Here is a 16,426-nt window from a genome sequence, read left to right on the forward strand (position 1 = left end):
CATATGTCAAGTAAAATAATAAATATACATTCTATTTTTTTATTTCTTCAAAAGATTCGTCTGAAAATGAATGATTTTACATATACCATACTTTTGATACTATGTTCAACCTTATTTGCATTCTTATTATTCTTCTTCGCGGGTAAGAATTCTACCAACATAACGTTAGTGTATATACTTGCATTAATATTAACCTCAAGATATACAGATAGCTACCGTTATGGTATTTGTTCCTCATTAGTTTATGTTATTTTAGTAAATTACTTTTTTACATATCCGTATTTTACACTTGATTTTACTTTATCAGGTTACCCCATTACATTTTTTGTAATGCTTATAATTGCTTTGATAACTAGCGCAGCAACCTCACATCTAAAAATACAAGCAAAGTTACTATCAGAGCGTGAAGAAATGTTGCAAAAGGCAGATAAAGAAAAAATGAGAGCAAACTTGTTACGTGCAATCTCTCATGATTTAAGGACACCCTTAACAAGTATAATTGGTACTGCAGCAACTTACCTAGAGAGTAATACCCTATCAGATGAAGAACGAACGGTACTTCTAAAGCATATTTATGATGATTCAACATGGCTTTTACATATGGTGGAAAATTTGTTATCCATTACAAGAATTCAAGATACAGAAACGAAAGTAAAGAAAACTGAAGAAGCTGTCGAAGAAGTTATATCAGAAGCTATTAGTCGTTTTAAAAATCGACAACCAGATGCTATACTGGAAGTAAAAATCCCCGATGAATTACTCGTTGTACCTATGGATCCATTACTAATCGAACAAGTTATCATTAACTTGCTAGAGAACGCCTGGGTACATTCTCACAGTACACATGCAGTTACCTTTTCAATTACTCATAATTCTGAGGAAGTTGCATTTCATATTAGAGATTATGGTATCGGGCTTCCGCCAGAACAAATCTCATCAATTTTTGATGGAATGACAGCTGTCTCAACCCAAACCATTGACGGTAACAGAGGCATGGGGATTGGTTTATCAATATGTAAGACCATTATAGAAGCACACAAAGGATCAATCATAGTTAAGAATTGCAATCCAGGTGCTGAATTTGTATTTACTTTACCTAAGGAGGATTGTTATGAATGTTAAGTTTACTGTTCTAATTATTGAGGATGAAGAGAATATATCCAGTTTCATAAAAAATTCATTAATAAATCATGATTACAAAGTTCTATTAGCACAAACAGGGCATCAAGGTCTCTCCCTAATCAATTCGCAATGCCCAGATATTATATTATTAGATTTAGGGCTTCCGGATATGAATGGATTAGAAATTATTAAAAGTGTCCGTAGTTGGTCAAGTATCCCAATTGTTGTAGTATCCGCTCGTACACAAGAATACGAGAAGGTGGAGGCACTGGATCTAGGTGCTGATGATTACATAACAAAACCCTTTGGAACGAATGAGTTAATTGCTCGTATTAGAACCTCACTTCGTCACAGCAATCGACTACTCAATGATACGCCTCTATATAAGCGCCCATATCAATGTGGTAACTTATTTATTGATTTTAGTAAACGAATTGTTATGATTAATAAACAGGAAGTACACCTAACGCCTGTCGAATATAAAATTGTCTCTCACCTTGCACAAAACTCAGGAAAAGTGGTAACACACTCTTCGTTAATGACATACGTATGGGGTCCATATACAGATACGGATAATAAAATACTCCGTGTAAACATGGCTAATATTCGCAGGAAACTAGAAAAAAATCCTGCAGAACCTGAATATATCTATACTGAGGTTGGTATTGGTTACCGAATGAAAGAAGATGAATTTTCTAACTAAGTTGTTTTTACTAATAATATGAAGTTAAAAATAAATCCAAAAAGATGTGTGCCTATGGTGTATATTTAATGTACACCATAGGTATTCAACTTTTTGGATTTGTTTTATACAATTATACAGTTTCAACTTTAATCATATTCGTTGTTCCAGATATTCCAATTGGAACACCAGAAGTTATTACAATCACATCGCCTTCTTCAATATGGCCTTTTTCTTTTGCTGTAGTTATTGCATGATCAAATAACTCGAAAACCTCTTTCTTTTCCTTAAGTAAGATTGGCTCAACCCCCCAAGAGAGATTTAACTGTCTACTTACTCTCTCTTCTGTAGTACAGCCTATAATACTACATGAAGGACGATAACGAGATATCATACGTGCTGATCTACCTGATTTTGTTACTGTCACAATTGCTTTCGCATTCAAATCTAGTGCTGTAGTACAAGTAGCATGAGAAATTGCATCTGTTATATCAGGATTTGCTTTTCTATTCTTTGAGAAAAAACGCTTTCTATAATCAATATCTGCTTCTGTCTTCAAGGCTATTCTTACCATTGTCTTCAAGGCTTCCACTGGATAATGTCCAGCCGCTGTCTCACCCGATAACATAATAGCACTTGTTCCATCATAGATCGCATTAGCTACATCTGTAGTCTCCGCTCTAGTAGGTCTTGGGTTTTTAATCATAGAATCTAACATTTGAGTTGCTGTAATTACTTGCTTACCAGATCCATAAACTTTCTGGATGATCATCTTCTGAATAACTGGAACATCCTCTAAGGGAATTTCAACTCCCATATCACCTCTAGCAATCATTATACCGTCTGATACCTGAATAATCTCATCAATATTATCAACACCTTCTTGATTTTCAATCTTTGCGATTATATTGATTTTACTTCCATTATTATTTTCTAGTAACTCTCGAATCTGCAGTACATCTTCTGCCGATCGTACAAATGAAGCAGCAATAAAATCAACTTCTTGACTAATACCAAAGATAATATCCCCTTTATCCTTCTCACTTAAAAAAGGCATAGTTAGATGTACCTCGGGTATATTAACTCCCTTATGACTAGAGACATCTCCTTCATTCTCAACTTCACATATAATATCTTTACCTTCTATTGCAACAACCTTGGTTTCAATCAAACCATCATCAAACAAAATTCTTGAACCAATCTCTACATCTTGATATAGCTCTGGATATGTGATACTAGCACCATTTTCATCTCCTAGCATTGAATCATAATATAGACGAAATATTTGTCCTGTTTGTAGATGAACCTTATCATTCTTAAAATCTTCAAGACGAATCTCAGGTCCTTTCGTGTCTAATAACATTCCTACAGGCTTATTGTACTTCTCTCTAGACTCACGTACAATACGCATACGATTTCCATGTTCATTATGATCTCCATGTGAGAAGTTAAACCTTGCTACATTCATTCCTTCTTTTACTAACGCATCAATAACGCCATCCTTTTCGGTAGATGGTCCCATGGTACAAATAATTTTTGTTTTTCTCATGATGGTTTGCCTCCTTGTTGTTTTCGTGAAATAAGTTAAGCCATACTATTCTTAGGATTTTTTCCTTTTGAATCTGTTTTACTTTTTTTAATTTTTCTTAATTCCCACATGCCCCATATAATACTAGCTATACAGATTGTTGAATAGCAACCACTTATTACACCAACAAACATAGGCAAGGCAAATTCTGTAATGGAAGTTATTTGAAATATATAAGAAGCTACTAATATAATTAATACACACATTCCTGTTGTAACTGAAGTATTGACTGATCTACGAAATGTTTGTGATATACTCTCATTAATAAGAGATATTTTGTCCTGTTTAGGATTTATTCCACTATTTTCTCGTATACGGTCATAGATAACAATTGTATCATTAATAGAGTAACCTATAATAGTTAATGTTACCGCAACAAAGGAATCATTTAATGGAATCTTAAATACCACAAACGCAAAGAACACAATCAAAACATCATGTAACAAAGCTATCATTCCTGTTATACCTGCTGCTAAACCATGAATAGTTGAAAAACGTATCCATACATATAATATAATGAAGACTACAGATAGTAAAATTGCTATTCCTGAATTCTTTAGTGCCGTAGCTCCTATATATGGTTCTACCGCATAGGTTTCTGATAAGGTAGCTTTATAAGTTTTATTTAGTCCTTCCGTTATACTCTTTTGTTCTTCTGGTGAGATCCCACCATTTCCTGCAAGAGTAACAATAATTTGTTTATCATCATTTTGTCTATTATTTGATATCTGAACAGTTACAGGTCTATCTGTTATATCTGAAATAGCATCTTTAACAGTAGCTGTAACCACATCGCTTTCAACTGTATAGGTAAGTACAACACCTCCTGTAAATTGTGTATCTAACTTAACTCCATTTACAAATGAAAATACGATTCCTGCTATAATTAAAGTTCCTGATATGAAAGCATACTTCTTTTTATTTTCAAAGAATTTACGAATTTTAGTATCTTTCTTTCTAGTAAAATATTTTTCTTTATTATATTTTTTAAATTCTAATATCCCTAAAAGAAGATTTTTTGAAACACTTACACCAACAATTAAGTTAAATATCATACCCATTAATAGTGTGTAACCAAAACTCAACATAGAACCCGAACCAAAAATCATTAGAATAATCGCTATAATAGCTGTTGTAAAGTTTCCATCAAATACAGATGAAAAGGCATTCTTATATCCATTTCTAACAGCTGTTCTAACGGTTAATCCTTTCTTTATTTCATCTGCGATTCTTTCAGATATGATAATGTTGGTATCCACTGCCATACCAATAGAAAGAATAACACCTGCAATACCTGTCAAGGTCAACGTATACTGTGGTACTGATACTGATAATAATTGTAGTGCCACCTGTAAAATAAGCGTTAAACAAGCAATAATACCAGGTAATTTGTACATGACAATCATGAATACGCATATTAATGCAATGGCTATTGCTCCTGCCATAACCATAATATGTAATGCTTGATTACCTAGTGTTGGGCTAATCGTACTAAAGTTAGTAGTCTTTAATGAAAATGGTAATGCACCTGCATTAATCTTATCAGCTAACTCCTTAGCTTCTTTATATGAGCCCATATTATCAATAACACCTTTTCCACCAGCGATTTTAGCTTGTACTGTTGGATTGGATATCTGTTCTTCATCCATATAGATGCCCATATTCTTTCCTATTAGATTACCAGTTGCTTCTTCAAACAATTGGGCTCCTTTTGTATCAAAAGTAAGACTAACCAAATAATTTGTTCCAACACCAGAGGTATCTTGTCCTGGTTCTGCGCTTATTATATTTTTACCTTCTATGAGAATATTACCATCTGGATCACGGAAAGAAAGTTTAGCCATCTCTCCTAATTCAGCAATTGCTTCTTCTGGATTGAAACTTGTCTCACCAGATTTCCAAGGGAATCTTACTATAATATATCCTCCCTCTTTATCTATCGTTACTTCTCGATCGGCAATATTTTTTGAATCCAAACGAGCTTCTATAATCGTTCTTGCAGAATCAAGTTCAGAAGATGTCGGCTTTCGATCAATCCCATCTGCTTCAAATACCGCTTCTACGCCACCACGTATATCGATTCCATACCTCATTTCTCTAACTGACTTTACAGAATCGCCCATTCCCAGAATTGCTATCGCAACAAAAGCCGCAATAATACCTAAAAGAATAAAAAACTTACTTTTACTAGGCTTCACCTTTATGTCCTCCAATCTTATTCCGCTATGTAGTAATCTTAGCTTTAATACCTATACATCCAGATACATTTTAACACATTCATTTCGCAAGATACGCTAAGATACCGCTAATATTCCATGGTAATTTTCACTTAAGAGATTTACTTTATTATCACTTTATGATAATTTCATTTCCACTTTTTTCTTTTTATGGTATGATAGAAATAACGTAAACAATAGAATGTTATCTCTATGAACTTTCTATCATTTTTGATTATTATCTAAGGGGGTTTACAATGATATCTATAATTACTAATCAAATTGGGTATAGATGCAAAGATAAGAAGATTGCCGTATTCCGAGGCGTGTCTAATACCTCATTCTCAGTTATTGATTCCCATACAGGCAAGGATATCTACACTTCTTATGTATCAGCACCTATGAACAATCCTTCATCTAATGAGACCATTGTACTTGGGGATTTTTCATCTATCACTACTCCAGGTACCTATCAAATTAAGATGGATAACTATGGCGTATCTTATCCATTTGTTATTGATCAAGATGTATACAAGCCAATCTTAAAAGATCTATTTCGCATGTATTATCTGCAACGTTGTGGATGTGAAGTTTCTAAAGAGCTTGGAGGTATCTACGCCCATCCTGCATGTCATAACAGTTTTGCAACAATCTATAGAACAGACAAAAAAATTGATGTATCTGGTGGCTGGCACGATGCTGGCGATTACGGCCGTTATGTTGTTGCTGCTGCAGTTACTATTGCCGACTTGCTTTATGCATATGAAAGAAATTGTAGTATATTTGAGGGGAATTTTAATATACCAGAAAGTAAATCTAAGGTTCCCGATATCCTTTGCGAAGTACGATATGAGCTTGACTGGATGCTAAAAATGCAAGATCCAGAAACAGGTGGTGTCTACCATAAAGTTACCTGTGCTTCTTTCCCTGGATTCGTAATGCCAGAAGAAGAGATAGAACCGCTTATTGTAGCTCCTATATCCACAACCGCTACTGCTACTTTCGCTGCTTGTTTAGCATTAGCAATACCTTTTTACTATAACTATGATCAAGAGTTTTGCAAAACATGTTACATAGCAGCCTCAAAAGCTTGGGAAGCGTTAGAAAATTTGGATATACCAGAAGGTTTTATAAATCCTGATGGTATCGTAACTGGTGAATACGCAGATAAAACACAAACTGATGAAATATATTGGGCTGCAGCTGAAATGTATAAATTAACAGGAAAATCTCAATATCATGAAGCTTTCAAGAAACTTGTTACTGAAAAAGTATGGCATGGCTATGGTTGGGAAGATGTTGGAAGCTTTGGTAATCGTGCATATCTGACGACAAGCTTTCCAGTAGATAACGAAGTTGTAGATAAGATAACTGCTTCTATGAAAGATTATGGAAAACAATTATTAGATGCTTCTTCAAAAGATGGTTATGGTATATCTCTTGGTACAGAATATATTTGGGGAAGTAATATGGTCGTTGCAAATAATGGAATGGCATTACTTGATTCGTATCGCCTAACAAAAGACAAAGACTATTACTTTGCTGCTAAGTCACACCTAGATTATCTTTTAGGAAAAAATCCTATGGCGATGTCTTATGTAACTGGATATGGCACTGTTAGTCCAACTAATCCTCATCATAGACCAAGTATTGCTAAGAAAAAACCAATGCCAGGAATGCTTGTCGGCGGTCCTGACGCTGGTCTGCATGATCCTCAAGCAGTTGCTGCACTTACTGGAAAGTCTCCTGCAAAGTGCTATATTGACCATTATGACAGTTATTCAACCAACGAAATCACAATATATTGGAACTCTCCATTAATATATCTATTAGCAGAATTTATGTAGTTGTTATATTAACAGACAAATCCAAACAAAAAACAATCCCAAAGTTGTGCCAGTGGTGATAAGAAATATCCCCCATATAGCATTCAACATTTTGGGATTGTATTTTATATTTTATATATATTATTTTTGTTCTTCTAATACATCTTCTTTTAATTTAGGATTAAATTCTTGTTTTCTTAACATTGCAATCTCATGCTTATATGGTGCATATGACTTCTTAGGATCCTCAACTGATGGAATATATGGAGTCTCTAAGATCTTTGGTATTGCCTCAAAATCTGGATGAAAAACAACTCTGTGGATTGCATCAAATCCAATATGTCCGAAACCTATATTCTCATGACGATCTTTACCTGCACCTCTTGGATTCTTGCTATCGTTAATATGAAAGACTGCAATTTGATCTTTACCAACTACTTTGTCAAATTGTTCAATAACACCATCAAAATCATTAACAATATCATATCCACTGTCATGTACATGACAAGTGTCAAAACAAACACGTAGTTTGTCATTATAATGTACACCATCATAGATACGTGCAAGTTCCTCAAAGGAACGCCCTATCTCACTACCTTTACCCGCCATAGATTCCAATGCAATATACACATCCGTATCCTTAGTAAGTACCTCATTCAGACCTTTAATAATTTGACTCGTTCCTATATCCTCACCAGCTCCAACATGTGCACCTGGATGAAGTACTAAGACTTTACTTCCCATTGCTCTCGTTCTCTCTAATTCAAGAGCCAGGAAATCAACTGCCAATTCAAATGTTTCAGGCTTTACACTATTGCCAAGATTAATAATATATGGCGCATGAATAATTAAATCCTGTAAACCATGCTCTTTCATGTACGCTTGACCAGCTTCAATATTCAATTGATTTACATCTTTTCTTCTAGTATTCTGAGGTGCTCCTGTATAAACCATTAACGTATTCGCTCCATAAGATGCAGCTTCCTTTGCTGATCCAAGAAACATCTCTTTTCCACTTAACCCTACATGGGAACCTATTTTTAATTGATACTCATTCATTTTATTACCTATTTATTTCTATTACCTTTCTATTTATAAAATACTTTACCTACATCTGTGTAGAGAAGATATTTAAAACACTCTGATAAATCTTCAAGCCAAGTGGCCTGCTCTTCCATTCTGCATACGTTATCTCTTTACATTGCTTTAATGTCTTAGTAAAATCATCTTTAATATCCTTAATTATTTTATCCTCTGACATAAAAACACCACACTCATTTTCTAATAAGACACCATAATTATAATTCGTAAGAATTTTAACATGCTTTTTATCAGGAATAAATGGAGTTATAATCCTTACATCTACACCGCTTCTAGCCGCCATAATAAGAGCTAGTTGCATATCCTCCTCTATTACAAGATATGGCGTGGTAATGTATAGATAATCATTAGCGGAATGTATGATTTGCTTATATATGTTTTCTATTGGGTTACTTGGATTATTCACAGGTCCATCTGAGATTACACAGGCAAATGTTTGATTTGGCTTAAACACCATAGTAGGTTTATATACTGTATAATCAAGATACTCTCCAGTACTGGCGACTTCCCACATTTGTAGAAATGTCACAGTTAGTCCCCATACCGCTTCACCAAAAACACGAACCGCGGTATCCTTCCAAACACCAAATCTTTCTATTAAATTCGCATATTCATCAGCAATGTTCATACCTCCAGTGTAACCGATATTACCGTCTATCACAACTATCTTCTGATGAGAACGGTAATTCATATATAATTTGTCTGTATATTTGTGTATTGGATTGAATATACGTACTTGAAATCCTTCACTTTCAAGCATCTTTTTAAAATTCTTTGGCGTACGTATCATTGCACCAAAATCATCATATAAGAACTTAACTTCTACCCCTTCTTTTATTTTTTCTAAAAGTATTGAATGAAGTGCATCCCATAAACCACCTTCTGCAACAATAAAGAATTCAATCAAAATAAATTGCTTCGCATTTCGAATATCGTCAAACATAGCATCAAAGGTATCTTCTCCCATAGGATAATAGCTAATCTCATTATTTTTAAACATTGGAAAACCTTCCGATACCATATAGTTAGAAACTCGTTCAATTTCTTTGTATTCTTCACGTATTTCTTTTAAAATAGCTTCATCATAATTGAAGAAAGTATTACCTCTCTCAATCTTTGCTTTAATATTATTTGTCAATTTCTTATTCGCAGTTGATTTTCCCCAAAGAGCAAACATGATATGTCCCGAAATTGGAAATAATAAAACAATACAAATCCACGCAATTTTAAAGGAAGCAGAACGATTATCATTTATTAATGTTATAACTACTAACAAACTTAATACTTCCAATATTACATAAAAATATACCGTGAAACTTCTTAACCAAAAGGATAGCCATATTAGAGCGGAAAATTGAACCAGTACTAATATTGCAACTAAACCTCCTCTAAAGAAGCCACTAAGATGGCTCTTCCACTTCCCTTTAATCTCCTTAATTTTCATACTCTTATCTCCCACCTATTATCGGATATAAACAACCCTCTAAAACATTATCTTATAATCAATCCTATCCTTTCTTCCTTTATTTATTTAATTCTACTTGTCTTGATTTTTATTTTTCAACCTATTTTCTCTTATTTCACGTAAACGCGCACGCAAATCTGTTAACATATATTCATTATTCGTTGACTTCATATTAGGGAAAGCCTTTAATAAACGACGTTGAATAATATGTACATGGTCTGAATGTCTAGAGTATTTTTCTCTCCATACATGGATTTTTTCTTCAATTTCAGTGTAAAGTCCACTATGTTCCTTATTTTCCTTTGTTTCCTCTATACGTTCTCGTAAGTTTTCTAAGAATTCAGCTAAATTTCCATTTTCAAGCTTCTTACGTATTTCTTCTGCTGAAGTATATATTTTCCTACTCTCTATATAGTTTGCAAATTCTTCTCGTAACTTACGCATACTTGTAAGTTTTTGATTTAACTTCAATGTTGAAATAACCGTTGACACTAAATCAGCTAAAATAATTACCATTATAATAATGGCAAGTACCTCTCCTATACTTCGAGGGATCTTATGTATCAAAGAATCTGATAGTGGTTTTAAGAACACTGTCATAATCACTGATAACGCACCCCAGAATAAGGATACAATTGGACATATTCTTCCTTGCACATTATAACGATGATTACTATAATCCCACCATTTAGCATGAAACAGTTTTTCCATTACATATGAGGTTACAAACTCTAATATAGTCGCTAATAGCATACCGCCAAGAAATACTAAAAACAGATTCTTAGACACAGGGTCAAGAATGATACAGATTAGCAACGCCCCAGCACCGTATATTGGAATAATAGGACCATTCAAGAAACCACGGTTAACATAAGATTTGCGTCTGATTGATACCAGGCAGGATTCGTATATCCAACCCAATATACTATACAATAAAAAAGTATAGAAAATATAGTATAAATCAAAACCTAAAATCTTAGCACTAAACATAGTCTTTCCTCTTTCCTGTAAAATAATAGCCCAAAGCTCCTTATTATTTTAACATAAAATATATAAAAAACCTAGCTCAATAAAATGCTGTGTCTGAAACGATGTGTTATGCTTGCTATCAGAATAAAACCTTGCTATAATCGTTTAAAGAATACTTATATTATTGATATATTATTTAATTTTATTTTTGATGTTATTACTTTAGAAAGAGGATGACCTATGATAACAATTGAGAAAAAACTATCTGTCTCATCTGTTTATTCATTCCGCAATCAAATACCCTATGAAGATATGGTATTCTTCGATATTGAAACAACTGGTTTTTCTCCAAATAACACAATCTTATATTTAATAGGTTGTGCATACTATAGAGATAATTCCTGGAATTTAATTCAATGGTTTGCAGATGATAACACGAGTGAGAAGAAGGTTCTTCATTCCTTCTTTGACTTCATTAAAGACTACAAAGTATTAATTCATTTTAATGGAGATGGATTTGATATTCCGTATATTCTTAAAAAATGCGCAAAGTTAGGGCTTGATTATACCTTCGATACGATTGAAAGTTATGATATATATAAGAAAACACTACCTTATAAGAAATTATTTAAATTAGAGAATTTTAAGCAAAAGACAATTGAACAATTCTTACACATTTCAAGAAACGACACTTTCTCAGGTGGTGAACTAATTCAAGTATACGCTAATTACCTTGGTATGAAGAAACTTGAACAACTAAAAAGTCGCAACCACGAGATTTCACCTGTTAAGAATCTTGAAGCTCGCATTCAATCCACGAATGGTACATCGGATTCTTCTGATTCTTCCTTATTGCTTCAACAACTTCTTCTACATAATGAAGAAGATGTACAAGGAATGTTGCCACTTACGCAGATACTTGCTTATCGAGATCTGTTTGATGACTACTATTCAAATATCAATGCTACAGTAGAAAAAGACCAACTAACGATTCATTTTACTCTCTCCTCTGAGATACCTCAAAATGTTAGTTATGGTACTGACTTAATTTATTTTAGCGCCTGTGGTAATCAAGCTCTTGTTAAAATTTATCTTTACCAAAATGAATTGAAATTCTTCTATGACAATTATAAGGATTATTATTACCTTCCAAAAGAAGATACAGCAATTCATAAAAGTGTAGCTTTCTATGTGGATAAGAACTTTCGAACTCGTGCGAAAGCTGCAAATTGTTATAGTAAGAAAACAGGACGTTTTGTTCCTCAATATGAAGAACTCTATACCCCTTACTTTAAAATTGATTATAATGACAAATATTCTTACGTTGAAGTTACTGATGAATTCTTACATGACACAGAAAAAATCAAATCCTATGTATCCCATATTTTAAAACATCTACTTAATAAATAGCAAAAAACCCCTACAACCTTTGATTACTCAAGGTTGTAAGGGTTTAAGAAATTATTCTGCAGAGATAATCTCTTTTTTGTTATATGAACCGCAAGCTTTACAAACTCTATGTGGAATCATTAATTCTCCACATTTGCTACATTTAACTAAGTTTGGAGCAGTCATTTTCCAGTTTGCTCTACGGCTGTCTCTTCTTGCTTTTGAAGATTTATTCTTTGGACAGATAGACATGAGTACACCTCCTTAAAATATAACTGATTTACTACAATCAATTACTTTGAATTATTGAAGATATCAAGGATAGCTGACATTCTTGGGTCTAAGCTTGTGCTTTCGCAATTGCAAGTTCCCTTATTAAGATTCTTACCGCACACATTACAAATTCCTTTGCAATCATCGGAACAAACAACTTTCATAGGAAAATCAATTAGAATCTCGTCATAGACAAGTTTGTCTACATCTAAATCATATCCATTAATATAATTCATTTCATCTAGTTCCTCGATACGTTCTTCCTCTGTCTTTCCAAAATCAATTTCTTTTGATATGGAGATATCTAGAGTAGTCTCAACGTCTTCGAGACATCTGCTACAAGGAATCATAAGTACAATTCTCGTGTCTCCTTCTATTAATAACTTCTTCTTACCAAGGTTGGTAATCGTAAGTTCAAGAGGATTCTTCACTTTAAATTCATATGTTTCTCGTCGTAGCTTGAAGTTCTCCAACTCAATTGGAGCCGATATTCTTTCGACTTTGTCAGGAACTAACATAATCTCAGATAAATTAATGATCATAGTTATCTCCGATCTGTGAACTAACTTTATTTCACACTTTTAATATTATACATACTGTGCCATACTTTGTCAACCATTTATTTGTCGATTTGTACAGTTGTATGTATGATATTCCTTGCGTTTCACAGAGGATAATATATGAATTAAGAGGGCTACCAATGTGGTAGCCCGTCAAATTTTCATAACTAATAAATTAGATTAAAGCTACTGTTTCTCTTGCAATTGCAAGTTCTTCATTAGTAGGTATAATAGCAACTTTAACTTTGGAATCTGGAGTAGAGATCAAAATATCACTACCTCTCTTAGCATTGTTTTCTTTATCTAATGTAATTCCAAGGTATCCTAAATAACTAACAACATCAGCACGAACTAAGTCGTCATTTTCACCAATACCAGCTGTGAACGCAATTGCATCAACACCATTCATAGCTGCAACATATGCACCGATGTATTTTGCTACGCGGTATGAGAATACAGCAAGCGCTTGTGTTGCAAGAACGTTACCTTCTTGTGAAGCTGCAGTTAAATCTCTAAAGTCACTTGATAATCCACCGGACATACCTTGAACACCAGATTCTTTGTTAAGAATTGTCATGATTTCAGATATAGTTTTTCCTTCTTTGTTCGCAATGAATTCAATAATTGCAGGATCAAGATCACCACTACGAGTACCCATTAAAAGACCTTCTAATGGAGTAAGACCCATACTTGTATCTACTGATTTACCGTTTAATACTGCTGAAACACTAGCTCCGTTTCCTAAGTGACAAACGATAATCTTAGAATTGTTGATATCTAAACCAGCGAATTCAGCCATTCTTTTTGATACAAAGTTATGGCTTGTTCCGTGGAAACCATATCTTCTAATTTTATATTTATCATAGTATTCGTTTGGAAGACCATATAAATATGCCTTTGCTGGCATTGTTTGATGGAAAGCTGTATCAAATACTGCTACCATTGGTACATTAGGCATAAGTGCTTTACAAGCATTAATACCAATTAAGTTTGCTGGATTGTGTAATGGAGCAAGATCGTTACATTCTTCAATTGCTTTCATTACTTCATCATTGATTACTACTGAATGAGCGAATTTTTCTCCACCATGTACAACTCTGTGTCCAACTGCTCCGATTTCATCAAGTGATTTAATTACACCGTTTTCTGGATCAACAAGTGCATCTAAAACAATTTTAATTGCTGTTTCATGAGTTTCCATAGCAACATCTTTTTCTACTTTTGCACCAGCCTCTGATTTGTACTTAAATTTACCGTCAATACCGATTCTTTCACAGATACCAGATGCTAATGCCTTTTCTGTATCTGCATTAATTAATTGATATTTTAAAGATGAACTTCCACAATTGATAACTAATACGTTCATAAAAACCTCCTATAATAATAGTACAACTAATACTATTTCCCTTTTCTCAATATTCTAATCACAAGATAGTCGCACCAAGCAAAAATTACATACTTGGTGCGACAGAACTTAAAAATTAATTATAATATTAATTTGTAGCAGCTGCCTGTACAGCAGTTATTGCAATAACGCCAACAATATCATCTGCACAACATCCTCTTGATAAATCATTAACTGGTCTAGCAATACCTTGGGTAATTGGTCCATATGCTTCTGCTTTTGCTAAACGTTGTACTAATTTGTAACCGATATTTCCTGCATCAAGATCAGGGAATACTAATACGTTTGCCTTACCAGCAATTTCGCTGTCTGGTGCTTTAGAAGAACCAACACTAGGCACGATTGCTGCATCTGCTTGTAATTCACCATCTATTTTAATTTCTGGATATAATTCTTTTGCAATTTTAGTTGCTTCAACCACTTTATCAACATCAGCATGCTTTGCACTACCTTTTGTTGAATGTGATAACATAGCTACAACTGGTTCTTCTCCAACTAATAATTCAAAACTCTTAGCTGATGAACTTGCTATAGCTGCTAATTCTTCTGCATTAGGATTTTGATTTAATCCTGCATCTGAGAAGATGAATGTTCCGTTAGAACCATATTCGCAATTTGGAACAACCATTAAGAAAAATGCCGAAACAAGCTTAGTGTTTGGAGCTGTCTTAAGAATTTGTAAAGATGGTCTTAAAACATCAGCTGTTGCATGACAAGCACCAGCAACCATACCATCTGCATCCCCTGCTTTAACCATAGTTACACCAAAGAATAAATAATCTTTTGTTAAAAGTTCTTTTGCTTTCTCTGGAGTCATTCCCTTATTCTTACGAAGCTCAACAAGTAAATCTATGTAAGCATTCAATTTATCTGAATTCATAGGATCTACGATAGTAGCTTGTGAGATATCTAGACCGTCCGCACCCTTTTCAATTTCTTCTTTATTACCAACTAAAACTAAATTTGCAATACCTTCTGATAAGATTTTAGAAGCAGCTTCTAAAGTTCTTCTGTCATTCGTTTCTGGTAATACAATTGTTTTCTTATTTTGTTTTGCTCTTTCCTTAATAGCATCAATAAATCCCACGATTATATCTCCTTTCGTTTTTGGCAATAGACCATAATGCTATGTTTATTGTCATAAATCAATCTTGTATACATTATACTCTATATGTTTATTGTATACAAGCACTTTTTTAAATACAATTCAACAAACATAAGATTAAATTTTATATACATTTACCAATTGCTTGTCCCATTTGAATCATAGTTTCATAACCTTCTTCTGTATTTGTCAACAAATTCTGGCTTAATTTTACTTTATGAGAGTCTAACAGTAATGCAATACTTGAACCACCGAATTCAAATCTCCCCTTTTCCTGTCCCTTCGTAACTTCTAATTCCTGATGATAGTTAGAAATCTTACCAACCATTAAAGCCCCAACTTCCATCTGAATAACATCTCCAAACTCTTTCGTTTCAATTACTGTATATTCTCTTGTATTTTCTTTATATATTTTTACATAATCATTTGCAATAGGATTAACAGTATGAAGAATTCCCTTGATACGATAATTCTTACCTTTGTAACCATTCACAGGATAACAATATCTATGATAATCGTCAACTGTAAGTCTTACAACAACAAGATATCCCCCTCTATATTGCTCTGCCAACTCCTTATTACGTAGAAGACTTGCAACCGTATATTTCGTATTCTTAATAGTAACTACTAATTTATCTGATATTTCATAGGCACTTACTTTACCATCTGATGGAGATACAATAGTATCCTCTCTTTCGTCTACTGGTCTTATTTCCTTCTTAATC

Annotated in this window: 14 protein-coding genes; 4 read left to right on the plus strand and 10 right to left on the minus strand. The window is 33.6% G+C overall.

The genetic code is table 11. From position 1 onward, the window contains the following. Both ACW2QF_RS07970 and ACW2QF_RS07975 read left to right on the plus strand, forming a co-directional pair. Positions 1-1,122: sensor histidine kinase (locus ACW2QF_RS07970; protein WP_455715470.1), on the plus strand; the 1,122-nt coding region annotated here is incomplete at its 5' end. Then, complete coding sequence (locus tag ACW2QF_RS07975; RefSeq protein WP_455715471.1) at positions 1,112-1,825, plus strand: response regulator; 714 nt, start codon at positions 1,112-1,114, stop codon at positions 1,823-1,825. The genes ACW2QF_RS07970 and ACW2QF_RS07975, both read left to right, overlap by 11 nt. Positions 1,826-1,937: 112 nt before the next feature. Here the strand turns inward: ACW2QF_RS07975 and pyk are convergent, their stop codons facing one another. Beyond that, positions 1,938-3,353, minus strand: a complete 1,416-nt coding sequence (pyk, locus tag ACW2QF_RS07980) for a pyruvate kinase (protein ID WP_455715472.1) — start codon at positions 3,351-3,353, stop codon at positions 1,938-1,940. A gap of 35 nt (positions 3,354-3,388) precedes the next feature. Beyond that, positions 3,389-5,590, minus strand: a complete 2,202-nt coding sequence (gene secD, locus ACW2QF_RS07985; RefSeq protein ID WP_455715473.1) for a protein translocase subunit SecD — start codon at positions 5,588-5,590, stop codon at positions 3,389-3,391. A 275-nt stretch (positions 5,591-5,865) separates the two neighbouring features. Here secD and ACW2QF_RS07990 point away from each other — a divergent pair, with 275 nt between their 5' ends. Continuing rightward, on the plus strand, positions 5,866-7,455 hold the full coding sequence (locus tag ACW2QF_RS07990; RefSeq protein WP_455715474.1) for a glycoside hydrolase family 9 protein: 1,590 nt from the start codon (positions 5,866-5,868) through the stop codon (positions 7,453-7,455). A gap of 120 nt (positions 7,456-7,575) precedes the next feature. Here the strand turns inward: ACW2QF_RS07990 and ACW2QF_RS07995 are convergent, their stop codons facing one another. From ACW2QF_RS07995 to ACW2QF_RS08005, 3 genes are all read right to left on the minus strand, one after another. Next, a complete protein-coding gene (locus tag ACW2QF_RS07995; RefSeq protein ID WP_455715475.1) occupies positions 7,576-8,493 on the minus strand; it encodes a deoxyribonuclease IV in 918 nt (305 codons plus the stop codon). Between the two features lie 49 nt (positions 8,494-8,542). Then, positions 8,543-9,979, minus strand: a complete 1,437-nt coding sequence (locus ACW2QF_RS08000; protein ID WP_455715476.1) for a phospholipase D-like domain-containing protein — start codon at positions 9,977-9,979, stop codon at positions 8,543-8,545. A 93-nt stretch (positions 9,980-10,072) separates the two neighbouring features. Then, positions 10,073-10,990: a putative ABC transporter permease gene (locus tag ACW2QF_RS08005; RefSeq protein WP_455715477.1), complete on the minus strand. Its 918-nt coding sequence runs from the start codon at positions 10,988-10,990 to the stop codon at positions 10,073-10,075. Positions 10,991-11,209: 219 nt separating this feature from the next. Here ACW2QF_RS08005 and ACW2QF_RS08010 point away from each other — a divergent pair, with 219 nt between their 5' ends. After that, positions 11,210-12,379, plus strand: coding sequence for a ribonuclease H-like domain-containing protein (locus ACW2QF_RS08010; protein ID WP_455715478.1), 1,170 nt, complete (start codon positions 11,210-11,212; stop codon positions 12,377-12,379). 51 nt (positions 12,380-12,430) lie between these two features. Here the strand turns inward: ACW2QF_RS08010 and rpmF are convergent, their stop codons facing one another. The 5 genes from rpmF to ACW2QF_RS08035 all read right to left on the minus strand — a co-directional run. Further along, positions 12,431-12,610 carry a 50S ribosomal protein L32 gene (gene rpmF / locus ACW2QF_RS08015; protein ID WP_455715479.1) on the minus strand — a complete coding sequence of 60 codons (180 nt, stop codon included), beginning with the start codon at positions 12,608-12,610 and terminating at the stop codon, positions 12,431-12,433. A 41-nt stretch (positions 12,611-12,651) separates the two neighbouring features. After that, on the minus strand, positions 12,652-13,173 hold the full coding sequence (locus ACW2QF_RS08020; RefSeq protein WP_455715480.1) for a YceD family protein: 522 nt from the start codon (positions 13,171-13,173) through the stop codon (positions 12,652-12,654). 193 nt (positions 13,174-13,366) lie between these two features. After that, on the minus strand, positions 13,367-14,557 hold the full coding sequence (locus ACW2QF_RS08025; RefSeq protein WP_455715481.1) for an acetate/propionate family kinase: 1,191 nt from the start codon (positions 14,555-14,557) through the stop codon (positions 13,367-13,369). Positions 14,558-14,684: 127 nt separating this feature from the next. After that, a complete protein-coding gene (gene pta, locus ACW2QF_RS08030) occupies positions 14,685-15,683 on the minus strand; it encodes a phosphate acetyltransferase (RefSeq protein ID WP_455715482.1) in 999 nt (332 codons plus the stop codon). Between the two features lie 142 nt (positions 15,684-15,825). Continuing rightward, the coding region (locus ACW2QF_RS08035; RefSeq protein WP_455715483.1) for a phosphatidylserine decarboxylase at positions 15,826-16,426 on the minus strand (601 nt) is incomplete at its 5' end.

The organism is Anaerosporobacter sp. (assembly GCF_965301125.1).